This is a genomic window from Paraglaciecola psychrophila 170, assembly GCF_000347635.1.
Taxonomy (GTDB): Bacteria; Pseudomonadota; Gammaproteobacteria; order Enterobacterales; family Alteromonadaceae; genus Paraglaciecola; species Paraglaciecola psychrophila.
The window spans coordinates 1,753,026-1,772,125 of sequence record NC_020514.1; the positions used below are offsets into that span (position 1 = coordinate 1,753,026).

Below are 19,100 nucleotides of genomic sequence, written 5' to 3' on the forward strand. Positions count from 1 at the left end.
AATAGAAAGTGGCTCACTTATTCTGTGAGCCCCCACCAAGGCGACAAAATGCAGCTCGAACAAGCACTAAAACAAGCCAAATGCACTTTTCCTTTCGCTCATCTGGGTGCTCATTATCAGACCTCAAACTCGGTTTTCACTGTCACAACTTGGTTGCCTAATGCTGAAGAAGTCAATGTCATTGACTTAGCGTCGGGTAAGCTGCTCGGTATTTTAAAAAAGGTAAATGGCAGTCATTTATTTCGAGGTGAGTTTGAGGTTAAACAAGCGCCGCAGTTTTACGCATTTGATGTAACCAATAAACAAGGGCAATATCAGGTTGTTGATCCTTATCAGTTTCAAGATCAAGCTTATCATGCGGTACATTTTATCGATCACAATGCACAAAACGTATATCAACAACTAGGTGCACAACTTATTGAGCTGGATGTGGAATTAGAAGCACCCATTCAAGCAACTCGTTTTGCGGTGTTTGCACCCAATGCCACTGCTGTTTCCCTGATTGGTGAGTTTAATTATTGGGATGGCTCATGTTTACCTATGCAAAAAACCGATTTTGGTTATTGGGTATTAGTTGTGCCGGGCATAGAAGCTGGGGCCAAATACAAATACCAACTTAAGGATGCTGCGGGTAATGACTTGCCTCACAAAGCAGATCCAGTCGGCTTTTATGCTGAGCAATATCCTTCACACACTTCTATCGTTTTCGACCACGAACTATATCAATGGAAAGATAAAGCATGGCTTAAAAAGGCTAAGAAAGATAAATACCATCAGCCGATGAGTATTTATGAATTGCACTTAGCGTCATGGAAACGACCAGCGGCTGATTCTGGGGAAACCTACTTGAGTTATCGAGAATTAGCAGCACAATTAATTCCCTACATTAAAGATATGGGTTATACCCACATTGAAATGTTACCTGTTTCTGAGTTTCCTTTTGACGGCTCTTGGGGCTATCAACCGGTTGGTTTGTTTGCACCTAGTAGTCGGTTTGGTACGCCCGATGACTTCAAGTTTTTTGTCGACCAATGTCACCAAAATGATATAAGTGTGATTATTGATTGGGTGCCTGCTCATTTCCCCGAGGATGGTCATGGGTTGGCAAGGTTTGATGGCACCCATGTTTACGAATATGAGGACCCTCGCAAAGGTTGGCATCCAGATTGGAATTCGTGCATTTACGATTTTGGTAAGGATACGGTGCGTCAATTTTTGGTGGCCAATGCGTTGTTTTGGATAGACAAATATCATATTGATGGGCTACGTGTTGATGCTGTGGCTTCTATGTTGTACTTGGATTATTCCCGAGAAGAGGGGGAATGGATCCCCAACGTAGACGGTGGTAACCACAATTACGAAGCCATTAGTTTTCTGCAATGGATGAACACAGAAGTATACGAAAAATTTCCCCATGCCATGACTATCGCTGAGGAGTCTACTTCGTTTCCTAAAGTTTCACGGCCAGTATCTGAAGGTGGTTTAGGCTTTGGGTTTAAATGGAATATGGGCTGGATGCACGATTCGTTGCATTATATTGCTAAAGATCCGTCATACCGTCGTTACCACCACAACGAAATCACTTTTTCTATGGTGTATGCATTTGACGAAAGTTTTGTGCTGCCTATTTCTCATGACGAAGTGGTTCACGGTAAAGGCTCGTTACTTCGTAAGATGCCAGGTGACGAATGGCAACAAGCGGCTAACTTACGTACTTATACTGGATTTATGTATGCTCATCCTGGTAAAAAACTTAACTTTATGGGGAATGAAATAGGTCAAGCTGCTGAATGGAATCATGACAGCTCGGTTAATTGGCATTTGCTTGAGTTCGAAAAACATCAAGGTATCCAGAACTTGTATCGTGACTTGAACAAGGCGTACCGCAAATATCCTGCACTATATGAATTAGATCACAGTCCTGATGGCTTTGAATGGATTGATCATGGCAATGCTGATCAAAGTATTTTGTCTATATTGCGTAAGTCCACTGATGCCAAGCAAAAAATTTATGTGTTGATTAATTTCACTCCCGTGGTTCACGAAAACTTTAAGTTAGGGGTGCAGAGTGGAGGTGAGTATCAACTTATTTTGAACTCAGATGATAAAAAGTATTGGGGAAGCGCCAGCAAAACGAATAAAAAAATGTATGCGGTCACCGAGCCTTGGAACGACCAACCTTATTCTGTCAGCGTTAATCTGCCCCCTTTGGCATGTTTGTTTATTTTATTTAAGGGCTAAGCAATGTCCAACTTTTATGTTGCAGATGGGCAACCTCATCCTCTTGGTGCCACTATGGGCCAGTGGGGGTGTAATTTTGCGGTACATTGCCCGAATGCCGATGGTGTTGAGTTATGTTTGTTTGATAAAAATACTGAAGAACAGTTAGAAGTCATTGCTATGCCCGCAAAAACGGGAAAGATTTGGCATTGCCAGCTTAGTAATATTCAACCTGGGCAACTGTACGGGTATCGAGTCATTGGAGAAAGTCATCAGCAAATTGGGATGACATTCGATCATCAAAAATTACTCATCGACCCTTATGCCAAAGCCTTAAACAGGCCTGCTGTGTGGAATAAGACGCAGTACGAAGGTGACAGCCAATTTATGATCCCCAAGGGCATTGTGCAAAACTCTGATGCTAACTTAAAACAAGGTCAACAATTCTCAAAACCCAAGACACCACTCGATCAAACTGTCATTTACGAGGCGCACGTTAAAGGCTTAACTCAGCTGCATCCGGATGTGCCTGACCGATATAAAGGTAAGTTTTTAGGTGTGTGTCAACCTGCAATAATCAGCCATTTAAAATCATTAGGTATTACCGCTATCCAGTTAATGCCAGTGGCGGCATTTATGCCAGAACCTTATATAACCAATAAAGGCCTGACAAATTATTGGGGGTATAATCCTGTTAATTACTTTTGTCCTGATCCTAGGTATGTAGTTGTCGATAGCATAGCTGAATTTAAAACTATGACCAACACTCTACATGAAGCGGGTATTGAAGTGATTTTGGATGTGGTTTATAACCACACTGCCGAGGGAGGCATCGACGGCCAGATGTTGTCATTTAAAGGATTTGATAATTCTTCATGTTATTTATTCGACCGAAACGAGTATGGCGCTGTCGATTACAATAAATATGTGAATAATTCAGGCTGTGGCAATAGTGTGAATACTGCGTTTCCTTATATACTCAAAATGGTGATGGATGCACTGCGTTATTGGACCACAGAAATGGGTGTGGATGGTTTTCGTTTTGACTTGGCGGCCAGTCTAGGTCGTGACCCCTATGAATTTTCAAATCTGTCTGGGTTTTTTCGTACTATCCGTCAAGATCCGGTGTTGATTAATGCCAAACTGATTGCTGAGCCTTGGGACATCGGTCATGGCGGTTATCGCCTTGGGCAGTTTCCGTCTAACTGGTTAGAATGCAATGACAAATATCGGGATACAGTGCGCGCATATTGGCGAGGCGATAAAGGTCTTGTCAGCGATTTTGCGACGCGTTTATTAGGTTCACGTGATGTGTTTCCTAAAGAAGATCGTTCAATTCTCACGTCGGTCAACAACATCAGTTATCACGACGGTTTTACTTTACACGATCTGGTGAGTTACGCTCAAAGGCATAACGAAGTTAATGGCGAACAAAACCGAGATGGCCACGGGCATAATTTGTCGGCTAACTACGGTGTTGAAGGCCCAACCACAGATGCTAAAATACTCGCCATGCGCGAACGGCAAAAACGTAACCTGTTTGCCACTTTGATGTTGTCCCAAGGCATTCCTCATATGCTTGGAGGAGACGAACTCAGTCGAACCCAACAAGGTAACAACAATGCCTATTGTCAAGACAATGAAATCAGCTGGCTTGATTGGACATTAAACCAACCTAAACAAGACTTCTTAACTTTTTGCCAACATGCGATCGCGCTGCGAAAAAGTAGTGAAATTCTCAACCACCTTAATTTAAGGGATGATCGCTATTCGTTAGGTCACAATGTGGATAAAATTAATTGGTATCGACCAGACGGCGAGCGCAAGCTAGAAGATGATTGGCAAAATCATGATAATCAATCCTTTGCTGTAGAGCTTTGCGGACCCTATAGCGAAGGTCAATCACACCACGAACATTGGTTGTTGGTATTTAATGCCAGCGAGCACGACGTACGTTTTCATTTACCCAATTTAGGCGCCAGTACAGCTTGGCAAATCATGCTGGATACTAGATATGCCAGATGGTCTGAACAACCTAATGTTCTGATTCGAGAAGTGCATATGCAGGCATTTAGCAGTATTTGTGTGTTTAAGTGCACCGTTGAGGACTGATCTGTACTGATACAATTCATGTGTTTGTAAATAAAGTTAATGTATTATGTAATATTATATCAATTTCATATAGAAATAGAGATTCAAATTTAGGGCTTTACGCAATGGTTGCCCGCACCAATTTGCAAAGGTTATGACGAGAGTTTTATGAGACTTAAATTTCTTGATTCAGAATTAATAAGATGACTAATTTGCAGGAACATGGTGAATATGTAGCGGGTCGTTCCCAACAAACAATTATGTTTGCTGCTAGAGGCCCGTGGAACGATGAAACCCTAGTGAATGGGTCCAAGGAAATGGGGCAAAACATTCAACAATTAAATTTGTCGGAACCTTGGGGATTTATTAGTTGTCTATTTGGCGAGAGCCTCATGCCACCCTCTGCTTATAATATCTTCGTGAAACAGACCCTCATTCGGAAATCTATGGGAATGCGGTGTCTGGCAGTGGTGATCCAAGACTCAGATATAACTAACACTATAATGAACCAGCTGACTAAGGCCTACGAACATGCAGGTATAAATTTTGCTTTCTTAAACGATCTTAATTCCGCTATTAGTTGGTTAAAAGAGCATGAAATTGCTATGGATCATCAAGAAGTGACACATTTTTTTCAACAAAATCTATTTTTTCGGTCCCATCACAACTAGGGTTAATCGTCGTAATCTTTAATGGGTTAGTTGTATTATTTCGTTAATCTGTTCGTCATTTTATATCGCTTCCTTCGAAGTGGAAAAAGAGGGGGTGAGTTGCAATAGTTTGGTCAGTGTAGCTACAGATTGGTCACATAAACGTCGATTTTGCTCATCATATGGTGTTCCTATAGCAATATCAGCTGCAGTACCCCGTAACAATGTTTTGGCATAGGAAGGCAGTTTGTATTTGCAATATAAATTAAGTCTATTAAAGCCTGATAGCGTGAGAATGCGTTGCTAGAACTAAACAACTTCAATTGAGCATCTCTCGAGGTTTTTCGCTTCATAATCAGGCAAAACACCACTGGCAACTTCAGTGAGAAGTACTCCAGATTTGAGAGCCTCTTTGAAAGCTGATTGGGCATTTGGACACCACAAAAAATCTGCGATGGTTGCTACAACTAATATTGTCGCAATTGCTAGGTATTTCACTCCATTATATAAATGGAACTTGGCATATCTATATAATAAAGTGCCATAAGAGATATTTTAAAATGTCATCTTTTGCCTGAGTCTAATTTATCTCAGGCTGTTTTATATTTTCTTTTACAATAGTTTAGTTAATTTTAATGTTTTTAGTGAAAGTTACTTTCATTTATTGATGATGATTATCTGCGATTTGTTACTTGAGTGATATTATTTATCTCATTTGGGCCCCTTTTATTTGTTAGTTCATTATATTTTTTAAAAACTGTTAAAAAATCACCTACATATTCTTCTTTTTGATTGAATTTCACAAAAAACTGTAAATTTCAAACAATTTGGCTCTATCGCTTTCCTTCTTTAGAATACGCCGCGAATTGAGAAAACGCATTCTTTCATGGGCCAGTGATATCTATTATCAGGGTCTTTACAGCGATTTAATTACTTAGGTAGTAAGACTTAATATTATGAATCAACAGTTAGAGCAGGAACTATTAGGTAGTTGGCAAGAAAGACAAGAATTTGCTGAGCAAATGCAACCTATTTTGGGTAAATTATATAGAAATAGAGCGATTGAAATATCAGTCTATGGACGCCCTTTATTAGGTGCTAGTGCGATAGAAATTATTAAGGCTCACCGAACAGTAAGGCTCAAAGAAAAGCAAAAACTACGCCTTAGAGAAAGTTGGCCATTGCTTGAAGCTTTAAATAAAATGGAACTTGCTCCTGCTAATATCGATTTAGGCAAATTGGCGTTCAGTTATCATTATGACCCTGCCTTTGCAGATGTATCGATTGAAGACTATTTATGTGTTCAATTAAAAGACATAGTAAATGTTAAAGATGATCAAAAACCTCAAGATGTGGTGTTGTATGGATTTGGCAGAATAGGTCGGTTATTAGCCAGATTACTGATTGAAAGGCAAGGCACTAACAATAAATTACGACTAAAAGCGATTGTGGTTCGCGGTGGTAAAGAAGGTGACTTAGAGAAACGTGCAAGTTTACTGCGTCGTGATTCAGTGCATGGACCTTTTAATGGCAGTATCACTATCGATATAGAAAAAAATGCCATTAAAGCCAACGGCTCTTATATCCAAGTTATCTATGCCAATAGCCCATCTGAGGTAGATTATAACAAATATGGGATTGATCAGGCAATCGTTGTCGATAACACGGGAATGTGGCGTGACGAAGAAGGGTTAAGTCAGCATTTACAGTCTAATGGCGTCAAAAAGGTATTGTTAACTGCGCCTGGTAAAGGTGGTATTAAAAATATTGTATACGGCGTAAATGACAAAGACATATTATCAACTGATTTAATTTTGTCTGCAGCCAGTTGTACCACTAACGCCATCACACCGGTATTAAAAGCACTAGATGAAAAATATGTGATTGAAAGTGGACATGTTGAAACCGTGCATTCGTATACTAATGATCAAAACTTAATTGATAATTTTCATAAAGGTGATCGCCGAGGACGCAGTGCCCCGTTAAATATGGTTATCACAGAAACAGGTGCTGCTACAGCCGTTGCTAAAGCCTATCCTAAATTGGAGGGTAAACTGACAGGTAGTTCTATCCGTGTGCCTACTCCTAATGTATCTTTGGCAATATTGAACTTACATCTTGGTGAAGCAACCGATAAAGTGGCTATCAATGAATATTTACGCGATGTTTCTTTATTTTCCCCGTTGCAACATCAGATTAATTTCACTGCTTCAAAGGAAATTGTTTCAACTGACTTAGTGGGTACACGTGCACCTTCTGTTGTTGATTCTCAAGCAACCATCGTAGCAGGCAATAGAGCCACTTTATATGTGTGGTATGACAATGAATTTGGTTACAGTTGTCAGGTAATGAAAGTATTGCAAAATATGTCCGGCTTGGTATATCCCACACTGCCTGAGTCTTTGCCGACTAAATAATAGTAATGTGGCAATGATTCGACAATTAATTTAATCAAAACCCGCTTCGGCGGGTTTTTATTAAAAGGTAACAAGAGATCTTGGTTTTGAGTAAAAGTATCGACAAAATGAAACAGATTAAATGGCATATTTGGATCCGAGATATTGTGGTTATATGTGCCATTGTTTATGCAGTGAATGTCTGGCAATCACGGGATATGCTCGATGTTGAAAGTAGTCTGGTTCTCGACACTCAATTATTGGTAGGGCTTGATGGGAAAATTAGCACTTTAATAAAATCTGACAAACCTACCTTGATTTATTTTTTTGCGCCTTGGTGTAAAGTCTGCTCTCTTAGTATTGGAAACCTGGAGTATCTCGATACTGAAAAGCTGAATATTATAAGAATTGCTCTAGACTATTCAAACGTAGAAGCGGTTCAAGACTTTGCTGAAAAACACAATATATCGAGCCAAATTTTGTTAGGACACGAAGGGCTAAAGCGCCAGTTTCAAATTCAAGGTTACCCCACTTACTATATTTTGGATGAGCGCCAAAAAGTGTTATCCAAGTCGTATGGTTATTCAACTGCCTTGGGATTAAGACTAAGACAGATTTTTTCGGTATAAAACTTCCTTATCTAGTCCTTTTTTAGAATGACTGTGATAAATTACTGTTGTCAAATTTCCATGGGACCAAAAAGTGAGAATCAGCAGCAATTTTGATAGCGGTAATATCCAAGTTATCCGCGCAGAAGATCCATTGAACATTCAACTAAGTATCCGAAAAGACAACCAATCTGAATTTTACCAGTGGTTTCATTTTAAGCTAGAAACCCAAAGTTTTATTACCCATCAAATAACCATAATCGACCTCGAAAAGTCAGCTTACCCTGGTGGCTGGCAGAACTACCATGCTGTTGCGTCTTATGATAGGCAAGAATGGTTTCGTGTAAATTGCGAGTTTGATGGTGATACCTTAACCATTGCGCATACTCCTGAATTTGAACATATCTATTATGCCTATTTTGCCCCGTATAGTTACGAACGACACTTGGACCTGCTCAGTTGGGCGCAAATATCAGCTGATTGTCGTCAAGAGTCTTTAGGTAAAACACTAGATGGCCGGGATATGTCTTTGCTGGTGGTAGGACAACCCGAAGAAGGCAGAAAATCGATTTGGGTGACGGCTCGGCAACATCCCGGCGAAACCATGGCCGAGTGGCTTATTGAAGGGTTTTTGGAGCGTTTGTTGGACCAAGACGACGGATTATCACGTTTGCTGCTCGAAAAAGCTGTGTTTTATGTTGTGCCTAATATGAATCCCGATGGGTCAGTGCGTGGCCATTTACGCACTAACGCCAGAGGTGTGAACTTAAACCGTGAATGGCAAACGCCTAGCATGGAAGACAGCCCAGAAGTATTTTTGGTCAAACAGAAAATGCAATCTGTGGGTGTTGATATGTTATTAGATGTGCACGGTGATGAAGCCTTACCATATAACTTTGTTGCGGGGTGTGAGGGTAATCCAAATTACGATGAACGTTTAAAAAATCTTGAAGAGTCGTTTAAAGCAGCCTTATTGATTGCTACTCCGGAATTTCAAGATGAGCATGGCTATGATAAAGACGAGCCAGGGAAAGCTAACTTAACAGTTGCTGCTAATGCGATCGGGCATGAGTTCGATTGTTTGTCTTATACCCTAGAAATGCCATTTAAAGACAATGTTGATTTGCCAGACACCGCTTATGGCTGGTCACCAGCTCGTTGTAAGCAGCTAGGCGAAGATGTATTGATTGCCATGCGCGCAGTAGTTGATATTCTTCGTTAGTTAAGACTCATTGTAAGTTGAGACTCTCCGTAAGTTGAAACTCTCTGTAAGTTGAAACTCTCTGTAAGTTGAGAATTTTGGCTAGAAAGATCTTTATAAAAATAATAATACTCATAATAAATACAATAATAATTAAGGGGAAAACAGTTGGAAGCTTTTCATAATTTACTGAAATCGATGGACGGCATGTTGGGGGGCGCTTGGTGGTTCCCTTACGTGTTACTAGGTACAGGCTTATTTTTCACAATATACTTAAAATTTCCACAGGTGCGTTACTTCAAACACGCATGGAAAGTAGTTACAGGTAAATATGATAAAGCCGATGCGCCAGGTGATACCACACACTTCAGAGCCCTTACTACCGCGCTGTCGGGAACGGTTGGGACAGGTAATATTGGTGGCGTAGCCTTTGCTCTGTTTTTAGGTGGGCCAGCGGCCTTATTTTGGATGTGGGCAACGGCTTTTTTTGGTATGACCACTAAGTTTGTCGAAGTGACGCTGTCCCACAAATATCGTGATAAAACACCAGATGGTACTATGGCTGGTGGCCCCATGTATTACATGGATAAACGTTTAAACATGAAATGGTTAGCGGTGGCCTTTGCTATTGCGACCGTTATCAGTTCTTTTGGTACCGGTAATCTTCCGCAAAGTAATAGTATTGCCACCAGTATTGAAGCAACGTTTGGATTTGATCCATTAATAGTTGGTAGTGTGCTGGGTATACTTTTGGCTTTAGTTATCTTAGGTGGTATCACGCGGATTGCTGCGGTTACTTCAAAGATAGTACCGCTTATGGCTTTAATTTATATTATCGGTGCTTTTACCGTTATTTTTGCCAACATAGAAAATGTTGGTCCTGCTTTTGCTGCAATATTTTCAGACATGTTTACTGGATCTGCTGCTACTGGTGGCTTTTTAGGCGCTACCATCGCTTATGCTTTTAATAAAGGGGTCAATCGTGGATTGTTTTCAAATGAAGCAGGGCAAGGCTCTGCCCCAATAGCCCACGCTGCTGCAAAAACTGATGAGCCGGTTGCAGAAGGCATGGTGTCTATTCTTGAACCGTTTATCGATACTATTATTATTTGTACTATTACCGGTTTAGTTATCCTCTCGTCTGGTGTCTGGAAAGAAAAACATCTTAATACCTTCGATCGCACAGATATGTACATACTGGCGGGGGATTATATGGAGTCGAACGAATCAGATAGACAAACACTTTATACCTACATCAATGATGTAGAAGGCCATGGCGTTACCCAATTCACCGGTGAGATACAAGTTGTTAATGGCAAGGCTGTTAGTAAAGGTTTCACGATTTTTAATGCCCGTTCATTTGCTGATAATGTGGTTTTCTCGCTAGGTGATCCAGATGACAACTACACAGGTACATTAAAAGTAGTAGATGGTAGCTTGCTTAAAAACAATATTATCGTGAGAGGTGAGTCGTTAATCCATTCTGCGAGTCTTACTGCTTTAGCATTCACTAAAGGCTTCTTTGGTGAATCCGGTAAATATATAGTATCAATTGGATTATTGCTTTTTGCGTTTTCTACGGCCATAGCTTGGTCTTATTACGGTGATAGAGCCATGACCTATTTGCTCGGGCCGCGCTCAGTGATGCCTTATCGCGTTGTATATGTGGCAGGATTTGTGTGGGCTGCAGTTTCGGACACCACGCTTGTGTGGACTTTGTCTGCTGTGGCCATAGTGGTAATGACCTTGCCTAACCTGTTTGGTATTTTCTTATTGCGCAAAGAAATGAAAGAATCAGTTGCCGAGTATTGGGTTAAGTTTAATAAAGAACATAAATAGTTTTAGAAATATTTTTAAAGCGCGGCTATTTGCTGCGCTTTTCTGTTTTAACTCAAGTTTTAGTGAAGTAAGTTTGGAGATATAGATATGGCTTTAATAGATTGCCCTTCTTGCAGTAAAAAAATATCAGATAAAGCACAAAGCTGTCAGCATTGTGGTTTTACTTTAGGTGCGGTCAATGCTGAAGATATCTCACGCAAGCAAAACCTAAATAGATATCTGAAAAGTCAAAAAATTCAAACACAATCGATGCTAGCTATGTTGTTATTTGTGGCAGGTTTTGGTTTTATGTACTGGGGCGGGGCAGCACCCGAGGGGTTGCAATATAATCTAGCTATAGGCTTGTCAGTGATTGGTTTTGTTTGGTACATAGTTAACCGAGTGCGGTTGATAATATTAAAAAGGTTTGATTAAAAATGGATAATACTGCGTTATTAACTTCGATGTCTGAGGGCGTTTATCAAAAATTGCTGCAAGCAGTTGAAACAGGTAAATGGTTAGACGGTTCACCGCTGACTGAGCAGCAACGAGACACTTCGATGCAAGCGGTAATGATATATCAAGCAAAAGTTCTTAAGTCTGATCAGCACATGACAATAGGTGCAGACGGTGAAATTGTGCATCGTAGTCGCGAATCTCTTCAGCAAGAACTTAAGCAAAACTCTAATAACATTCAAACAATAGCGCGGTTTAAACAGGATGATCTTTAAGCACATTTTTCGTTCCAAACATCAAAATCCCGACCCTCAGGTACGTATTCAAGCAATAGAAAATCTGAATAAGCAAGACCCGAAACACAAAACAGTGTTGCACGAATTGGCTTTTAACGACTCCGATGTCGGCGTTAGCCTAGCGGCTTTAGATAAACTCGATAGTTTTGTACTTTGGTACAAAATGTCAGAAATTGCCACAAACGATAGAGTCCAGAAAAAATCCCAACAATTTGTTGAAAACATCTTGTTAGATGGCCAAAATGAAGTTTTAACAGAACAAGAAAAAAGAAAATTTATTGTTGAAATTCGCGACATACGTTTAATTGAAAAGCTACTTACGCAGCAATGGATTCAACAAGATACTGAACTTGCTATGAGCTTACTGCAAAAAGCAGACAAGTCACAGTTGCAAGAAAAGTTATTGTTTGAAACTCAAAATGAAAGCCTACAAACGTCAATTTTATACACCTTTACCGACGGTGCCCAGTCTAGAAAGTTACTCAACAAGATACAGAAAAAGACAGCTTCAAGCGTCTTAAAAGAGCTAGCCAATAAAACACTCCAAGGCTGGTTGATGGCTGAACAAGAGCCGATTGAGGTTGAACAACAAGTGAAAATGGTGTTGTCTCGTATACTTGCTTTGAAAGACCGCGGCGATTTATTACTCATTCAACAGCAGCTAACAGAGCTTACCCATCAGTACACCCTACTTGCAGCACGTTTTGATTGTTTGCCTGAGCTTAAACGGGCCGAAATTGGACAAAAATACGCTGAAATATGCTCGCGGGTTGAACGCAACATTGAAGTATTAAAACCGCGGTGGCAAGCAGAGCAGGACGGGTTAGCCTTAAATCAAAGAATGCTTACATTGTCGGTTGAGATTGAGCAAAGTTTGGCAGCACTGTCTATACAACTGACCAGTCGGATCAGTGAAATTAGTCAATCTGAAGTAGACGATTTTGTACGAAAATTGAATCAACACATTGAGCAATTACAAGGACTGACTAACCAGTTACCTGCCAAGAATCAAGTTGACCATCGACGTTTAGAACAACTCAATAATCAATTGTTGTCAAGTTTAAATACATTAACGAATCTACCGCAGTTTCAACAAGCAATTAAGTTGGGCATGGACTTGTTAGAAAAGTTTACTGGCCTAGAATTACCCAACGATGCCAGCCAAATCGAAGCTGCTGAAGCATACCTCAGAGAACAAAGACAAGAATGGCGTAATACAGTTGCTAATTATCAGGCACATATGCCTGTTAACTTATCACAGCAGTGGAATGAACGTTTCAAACTTTGGCAACAGGCAATAAAAGCCTTAAAAAGCCAACTGGATGGTGAAGTTTCTCGTTGCAGAAATAAACTAAGAGCCGTCGAAAACTTGATTAACCAGGGTAAGTTTAAAGTGGCAATGGTGATGTACCAAAAAGTACAAAACTGGTTCACGGTTTTACCTGAGAAACAACAAGGGCAACTTGAACGCACCTTCATTACCGTCAAAGAGCAAATTGAAAACTTAAAGGATTGGCAGGACTATATTGCTGCTCCACGTAAACCTGCGCTGTTAAATGAAATGGAAGCTTTAATTGCGTATCCCTTAGAGGTTGACGCTCAGTCTACAGCCATTAAGTCCTTTCGATATCAATGGAATAGCTTAGGTAAAACAGATACTGAGTCTGACCAAGCTTTAAATAAAGCCTTTGAAATCGCGATTGAAAAAGCCTTTGCACCATGCCGTGAATTTTATGATAAGCAGCAACAGCAGCGTGAACAAAATATGTTGGCAAAACAACAAATTTTGGCTGAGATTAAAGCCTTAGATGAGACAGATGGCAGTGTTGCCGAACTGACAAAAAGCTTAAGAAGTGTGCAACAGAAATGGAAAAACATTGGTGAGGTGGACTTTAAGCAGCGCAATGATTTGTACGACAATTATCAACAGCTACTTAATCCACTCAGGGGTAAGGTGTCAGCGTTCTATCAAAACAACGCCGAACAAAAACAAGCATTGTTAACAAAAGCTGAAAAGCTGTTAGAGCTTGAGTCGGTGAATGAAGCGATAGAACAAGCGAAGAAATTACAACAAACTTGGAAAGCTATCGAGCATGCAGGTAAAAAAGCAGAAGCTGAATTATGGCCTGCTTTTAGAAAGATTAATGACAGTATATTTGCCAAAAAAGCGGAAGCAAATCAACTTGAAAAATCACAACTTAAAGAGCAAATGGTAATAGTTAAAGAGCATGTTACACAGCTTGAAACTTTGCTCGGTACTGCAAGTGATAAGGCCAGCGTGCAAAGTGCTTTGCAAGATAAACAAACTGCCATTGATGCGATAGCCGTTTTGCCGATACCTGAGCGCCGAGTATTAGAGCAGCGTGTGCAAACACTTGTTGTACAGCAACAGTTAAAATTATCTGAGCTGGTTAAATCTGCAAAAGGTCAAGCGTATCAAGATTTGTTTAGTGCATTAAAAATGTGGCAAACGGATAGTGAAATACCAGATGGTGTGGCGACCTTAAGCAAGCAGTGGCAACAATGTTTTCGTGAACTGACTGAGAATACAGACAGACCTGATTTAACCATAAAGATGGAAATAGTGGCACAACAGGACTCACCTAAACAAGACGCAGAGAAACGTCAATCTATTCAACTGCAATTGATGGCACAGAAATTACAATCCGGAGATAGTCTAGATTTGACGTCGTTACTGAAAGATTGGATTAAAGTAGGCTGCTTAAGTAACAGTGATATTAAGTTACTTAAGAGAATTGAACCGTTGTTTATGGGTTGATATATGCAAGATAAAAGTACATTGATACGCCTAAATAAGTTTATTAGCGATTCAGGTTTTAGCTCTCGTCGTGAAGCTGACAAACTAATTGAACAACAAAGAGTCAGGATAAACGACACCGTCCCTGAATTAGGCACTAAAGTAGCGCCAGGTGATGTGGTGACCGTTGACGGGCAACTAATTCAGGCTAGTGATTCAGACAAAGCAGACCGCGTGTATATTGCGTATCATAAGCCTGAGGGGATTACCTGTACCACGGAGCTGCATGTCAAAGGTAATATTGTGGATGCTATAGGTCATAAACAAAGAATTTTTCCTATCGGGCGCTTAGATAAACCCTCTGAAGGATTGATTTTTTTGACTAGCGACGGCGATATTGTGAATAAAATTTTGCGGGCTGAAAATGCCCATGACAAAGAATATGTGGTCACCGTTAACCGGCCTTTAACTGAACACTTTATTAAGAGGATGGCCAACGGTATTCCTATCTTAGATACAGTAACTAAAGCCTGTGAAGTGACCATGCAAAGCAAAATGGTGTTTCGTATCGTGTTGACTCAAGGGTTAAATAGGCAAATTCGCCGGATGTGTGAATATTTGGGTTATGAAGTGGTGAAACTTAAGCGCACACGTATCATGTCTGTGAGATTGGCTGGGTTGAAGGTTGGCCAGTGGCGTGACTTGACTGTTGAGGAAATGGCTGAGATAAATGGGGCAGTGGAGGGATCTTCTAAAACGGCGGTTTAAGCAATTCTTTTCCAATGCACTAGCGCTTACTGCCATCCGTAGCAGGCTTCTATCAGAAACATGCTGTGCGACTTAATTTTTTTCTGCAGGCAAAAAAAGTAAGCAAAAAAGCCCGCTCGACAACCTGTGTTCTTCATCTAAATTTTTCTGATATTTAGCAGATCGTCACATTGTTCTCCCGGCACTCTGTGACTCACTTTGCATTCATGCAAATTGACCTACTAAATATCAGAAATAATTGGCGAACATACATGCGAGAGTAAGGCAAAAGCATCGACTATGCCGATTTTAATATTTAGTGGCTCCGACACTCCTTTTCTATTTTTATATTTACTACTAAAAAAATGAGTTCAATTAAGGCTATTACTAAACTTGTATTTATATTCAGTAATATGCTCAAACCTACATATATATGTAAGATCACGAATAATTACCGTATTTCCTCAATGGAAAGTTTTTACTTTTTTAACAATCTTATGTGTAGTAATAATTTACTCTCTCTGTCTAAAATGGAGTTTAATTTTAAACGGAAAAAGTCTGTTTTTAAATATGTGCTTTTGCGTGTTATTAATATTGTTCACTAAGCAGATGCTTACTCACGAGACGCGATTCAATGAAAATTCTTAAAGTGTTTTTGGTTCTCTCATCAGTGACGATATAAACAGTCACCGTTATTGCATCACTAGGTCAGGGCCTAAACCGGCCTGCCGTAGCAATAGCGGACTTGTTTGAGTTTGGATGGCGCAGCCAATTTGATATCGATTTTATTATTCACTTGTTGCTGCTTGCTAGTTGGGTTATTTGGCGTGAAGTAGCAAACACTAAAGCGTATATTTTCGGCTTTCTCAGCATCATTTTAGGCGGAATATTCAGCTCCCCGTATACCTTTTCGCTACAGACAAAGCTGGGGAAGAACCGAGAGCACTAGTTCTCGGCGTTCGTGCAAGATTGTATCCAGTCTACCCTCTTTCCGATATGCCTCAGGTGGGCGGCTGATGCAAGGCGTTAGATATTCAATTATGAAATCAACAACAGAGCCAATACTCAGATACCAAGATGCAAAAAATTATTGTGTGGTTGTGTAAAATATTCAGTTTTGAGGTGTTTTTAGAAGTCCCTGGAAAATGACGCGATTGAACATGCTCGTTTAGTCCTAGGACAACATGGTAATGATTGCTTCTCTTGGTCGTTATGGTGATTTTGAAAATAGTTTTATATCACCATTAAAAGTTGGAGGTGTTATGCCATGCACTTCGATCTATGTCAAAGTACCAGAGGATATCTATAAAATGGTCGTTGAGGCTAGTGCTGAAATAATTGATATGCTTGCAGAGTTTCAGTTTGGTGTTAAGACATTCAGCTGCAAAGATATTGAACCTCATGTATGGGATTACTAGCCACAATTCATGGGAAAAATTGTGGTAAGCGTTCCTAACAAACAAACTATGGTAGTGACGCGAAAAAGCTGCGCCCTTTATTTGAAACGTACAATAATTTTCAGATGAACTTACTATTCAGACCAGTACCAACTCGTTACGTTATAACGAAACTGACTTGCATATTCTGAGGTTAATGATCTCACCCAGTGTTCTGAGCCTTCTGAGGAGGGATTAAAAAGCACGCAGCGATTATGCAGCGGTGCAATCTGAATTGGCTCATCATTCTTACCTACAAATACCAGCTCCCCACCGGCATTTCTGTGCCAGTCTTTGTTTAAATACAACAGCATACAGACTTCTCTTCCGGGGGAATCATCAGCGTGTTCGGCAACAAAGTCGTTAGGGCCTAAGCGAAAATAGTTGGTATTTATTTCAGGCTCAGCCACATTCATATCCGTGAGTGACACTTTAAAAATACGTGATAACACAGACATAAACTCGTCCCCTCGCAGGAAGGATAGAAATGCCTGGGCTATGTTTGAATGGAGGTTATTGTTTACTGTGGTCTTTGTGCTTATGGCATTACGTTGCCACACATCTCGATGTACAAAGCGTTGTTCGTTGTCGGCTTCTTGCCACTGGGTGTTATCAACATATAACGCAGAATAAGTATGTTTTTGAGTTTGCCAAGCACAGGGTTGTTGCAACGCTTTGACTACCGCATCGAGTTTCGATGGGTTGAAAAGGCCGTCAATCACAATATGCTCGGGGCAAGCGTGTTTTAATGACTTTCGATATGCGACTATCGCGGATTCGTTTACTTGTTCTCCATTCAACCACATTATTCAAACTACTCGCTGCTATTGTTAGATTATGAATGAAAAACTGGATAATACAGGCTTACACCATAATTCCTATCTTTTGCTGAGTAAACCATCACCCGTTTCATTGTTTCCTTGTTGAAACCCTCTAGAAGTGCACAATTAATTCGAATGAGTGTCTGCGTAATTCATTAAGTAATATAAGGAAATCCAAGTATGTTCCATAATTTTATAGGTACTTTAATTGCTACAAGTATATTCTTTTTCATGTAGTTCTATTTTATAGTGAACAAGCTGTAGATTGGTCTAGGCTTATATTTTTTGTTTTCTTTTAATATTGTCTAATTATTTCAAGTTTGATAAACCGCTCCTAATAAGTAATTTACAGTTAACAAAAAATTATGACTGGGATGCGAATAGGCCGCGCCCCATATGTTAAGCGTCATGTGCCTGAACAATTGAGAGGATGAAATAAATATGGGAATAAAACCTAGCCCAAATGACAAAACTCAGTCAGCTAGCCTTCTTCAAATCGTAGAGCCAGTCGAAGTTAACCGTCGCATGGCTTCTGGTAACACTTTTATTGTGAATGTAGTAACAGCATGGTGCCCAGATTGCACAGAAAGGCAAAAGCGACATATCGGTAGCTTTGCACAGAAAATGAAATCTCATGGAATAGATGTACTTCAAGTTAATGTCCAATTGTTAAAAGGTCATTTTATTGGTGCCGAACATGAAAAAATGACTACTCAATTTGGTGGACACGGTTATCCAAGAACAGTGTTAATTAATCATGGAAACGTGGCTGATCAAAATAACGTTGAGATAATCACTGAAGATACATTGTCAGAGTTAGCTGGAAAATTTATTCAAATAATATCTGAATCGTAAGCGTCATATAACAACAGACTATGGCGTCAATAGTTAGTTTGCAGCCTTTGGGGCTTCCCACATCACCCCATCTCTTAACATAGAATTTAAGATAACCTGTTCTGGTTTGTGTTTTTTGACTTCTTTGATGGCTTCATTAATGCCTTTATCGTCATTGGTAACTGTGAAATAAATATCCAGAGGACGAATGTAAATTTCGAGTTGAAATTTACCCGTATCAACACCGACGTTAATACTTTGATTCATTTTAGTATTCATAATAAGATAATTCTTGCTTGCATAATGCGGGTTGATAACCGAGTCATCGAGATCCAGTAGACTATTCGAGTGTTGTGCTTGGATTCTTTTGCAGGGTTCATTATTGTTATCGGTCTATCAATTGAGGAGCCATAATTCAATCGAACTAATGCAAAAGAAAGTTTTAGTTGCTGCTAAAGCCTGAGTCTCACTTTACTGTAAACTGGAAGTAGTCAGTAATTTAGGTGGGGTTATTATCCATACAAGCCAATCAAGTGCGTCTAAAAACAGTTTGCTGTTTTCGTTCCTAAATATTTCAGAAAATATTTTTTAGCCCCTTTTTAGCCCCTTATTAGTGCGTTATAAATAAAAGTAATTTACGAATATGAAAAGTAATACTGGTATTTTAATCAGCACACTTATTTTTAGTGAATGTGCATCAACAATAATGGAAGTTGAGTATTCGGACTTATCAGTTACTGATAATGAAATAGAATCTTCGAAGTTGGA

The 19,100-nt window shown here is 39.8% G+C and carries 13 protein-coding genes and 2 pseudogenes; 13 read left to right on the top strand and 2 right to left on the bottom strand.

Translation table 11 applies throughout. The annotated features are described in order from the left end of the window. The first annotated feature begins 48 nt into the window (after positions 1–48). The 12 genes and pseudogenes from glgB (at position 49) to C427_RS07670 (ending at position 16,659) form a co-directional block, all read left to right on the top strand. The gene (glgB, locus tag C427_RS07610) at positions 49–2,241 is read left to right on the top strand and encodes a 1,4-alpha-glucan branching protein GlgB (protein WP_007637570.1); all 2,193 of its coding nucleotides are present in this window, start codon (positions 49–51) and stop codon (positions 2,239–2,241) included. A gap of 3 nt (positions 2,242–2,244) precedes the next feature. Then, the gene (gene glgX / locus C427_RS07615; protein WP_007637572.1) at positions 2,245–4,332 is read left to right on the top strand and encodes a glycogen debranching protein GlgX; all 2,088 of its coding nucleotides are present in this window, start codon (positions 2,245–2,247) and stop codon (positions 4,330–4,332) included. Between the two features lie 182 nt (positions 4,333–4,514). Further along, positions 4,515–4,982: a hypothetical protein gene (locus tag C427_RS07620; RefSeq protein ID WP_007637574.1), complete on the top strand. Its 468-nt coding sequence runs from the start codon at positions 4,515–4,517 to the stop codon at positions 4,980–4,982. A 935-nt stretch (positions 4,983–5,917) separates the two neighbouring features. Then, positions 5,918–7,378 (top strand): glyceraldehyde-3-phosphate dehydrogenase, encoded by a 1,461-nt coding sequence (locus C427_RS07630; RefSeq protein WP_007637577.1) that lies wholly within the window; start codon positions 5,918–5,920, stop codon positions 7,376–7,378. Between the two features lie 86 nt (positions 7,379–7,464). Continuing rightward, the gene (locus tag C427_RS07635) at positions 7,465–7,986 is read left to right on the top strand and encodes a TlpA family protein disulfide reductase (protein ID WP_226991126.1); all 522 of its coding nucleotides are present in this window, start codon (positions 7,465–7,467) and stop codon (positions 7,984–7,986) included. 73 nt (positions 7,987–8,059) lie between these two features. Continuing rightward, positions 8,060–9,187, top strand: coding sequence for a M14 family metallopeptidase (locus C427_RS07640; RefSeq protein ID WP_007637579.1), 1,128 nt, complete (start codon positions 8,060–8,062; stop codon positions 9,185–9,187). A gap of 147 nt (positions 9,188–9,334) precedes the next feature. Then, complete coding sequence (locus C427_RS07645; RefSeq protein WP_007637582.1) at positions 9,335–11,005, top strand: alanine/glycine:cation symporter family protein; 1,671 nt, start codon at positions 9,335–9,337, stop codon at positions 11,003–11,005. 87 nt (positions 11,006–11,092) lie between these two features. Then, entirely contained in the window at positions 11,093–11,419 is a 327-nt protein-coding gene (locus tag C427_RS07650) for a zinc ribbon domain-containing protein (protein WP_007637583.1), read from the top strand. A gap of 2 nt (positions 11,420–11,421) precedes the next feature. Then, positions 11,422–11,715: a YeaC family protein gene (locus C427_RS07655; RefSeq protein WP_007637584.1), complete on the top strand. Its 294-nt coding sequence runs from the start codon at positions 11,422–11,424 to the stop codon at positions 11,713–11,715. After that, positions 11,705–14,515, top strand: a complete 2,811-nt coding sequence (locus C427_RS07660; protein ID WP_007637585.1) for a DUF349 domain-containing protein — start codon at positions 11,705–11,707, stop codon at positions 14,513–14,515. Before C427_RS07655 ends, C427_RS07660 begins: the two co-directional genes overlap by 11 nt. Before the next feature lie 3 nt (positions 14,516–14,518). Then, a pseudogene (gene rluF / locus C427_RS07665) lies at positions 14,519–15,259 on the top strand (23S rRNA pseudouridine(2604) synthase RluF); the annotation flags it as partial. Positions 15,260–16,431: 1,172 nt separating this feature from the next. Further along, positions 16,432–16,659, top strand: a complete 228-nt coding sequence (locus tag C427_RS07670) for a VOC family protein (protein ID WP_007637588.1) — start codon at positions 16,432–16,434, stop codon at positions 16,657–16,659. Positions 16,660–16,772: 113 nt separating this feature from the next. Here the strand turns inward: C427_RS07670 and C427_RS07675 are convergent, their stop codons facing one another. Continuing rightward, positions 16,773–17,483, bottom strand: coding sequence for a 2OG-Fe(II) oxygenase (locus tag C427_RS07675; protein ID WP_007637589.1), 711 nt, complete (start codon positions 17,481–17,483; stop codon positions 16,773–16,775). 456 nt (positions 17,484–17,939) lie between these two features. On the opposite strand from C427_RS07675, the gene C427_RS07680 reads away from it, so the two are divergent. Beyond that, positions 17,940–18,353 carry a TlpA family protein disulfide reductase gene (locus tag C427_RS07680; protein WP_007637590.1) on the top strand — a complete coding sequence of 138 codons (414 nt, stop codon included), beginning with the start codon at positions 17,940–17,942 and terminating at the stop codon, positions 18,351–18,353. A gap of 81 nt (positions 18,354–18,434) precedes the next feature. Here the strand turns inward: C427_RS07680 and C427_RS07685 are convergent. Beyond that, positions 18,435–18,611: pseudogene (locus C427_RS07685) on the bottom strand (IS110 family transposase); the annotation flags it as partial. Positions 18,612–19,100 lie beyond the last annotated feature (489 nt).

Bases quoted from the DNA above. Each gene is read 5' to 3' on its own strand.
- C427_RS07620 (WP_007637574.1), top strand. From the start codon at position 4,515: ATGACTAATTTGCAGGAACATGGTGAATATGTAGCGGGTCGTTCCCAA.
- glgB (WP_007637570.1), top strand. From the start codon at position 49: ATGCAGCTCGAACAAGCACTAAAACAAGCCAAATGCACTTTTCCTTTC.
- C427_RS07670 (WP_007637588.1), top strand. From the start codon at position 16,432: ATGATTGCTTCTCTTGGTCGTTATGGTGATTTTGAAAATAGTTTTATA.
- C427_RS07660 (WP_007637585.1), top strand. From the start codon at position 11,705: ATGATCTTTAAGCACATTTTTCGTTCCAAACATCAAAATCCCGACCCT.
- C427_RS07675 (WP_007637589.1), bottom strand. From the start codon at position 17,483: ATGTGGTTGAATGGAGAACAAGTAAACGAATCCGCGATAGTCGCATAT.
- C427_RS07630 (WP_007637577.1), top strand. From the start codon at position 5,918: ATGAATCAACAGTTAGAGCAGGAACTATTAGGTAGTTGGCAAGAAAGA.
- glgX (WP_007637572.1), top strand. From the start codon at position 2,245: ATGTCCAACTTTTATGTTGCAGATGGGCAACCTCATCCTCTTGGTGCC.
- C427_RS07650 (WP_007637583.1), top strand. From the start codon at position 11,093: ATGGCTTTAATAGATTGCCCTTCTTGCAGTAAAAAAATATCAGATAAA.
- C427_RS07655 (WP_007637584.1), top strand. From the start codon at position 11,422: ATGGATAATACTGCGTTATTAACTTCGATGTCTGAGGGCGTTTATCAA.
- C427_RS07680 (WP_007637590.1), top strand. From the start codon at position 17,940: ATGGGAATAAAACCTAGCCCAAATGACAAAACTCAGTCAGCTAGCCTT.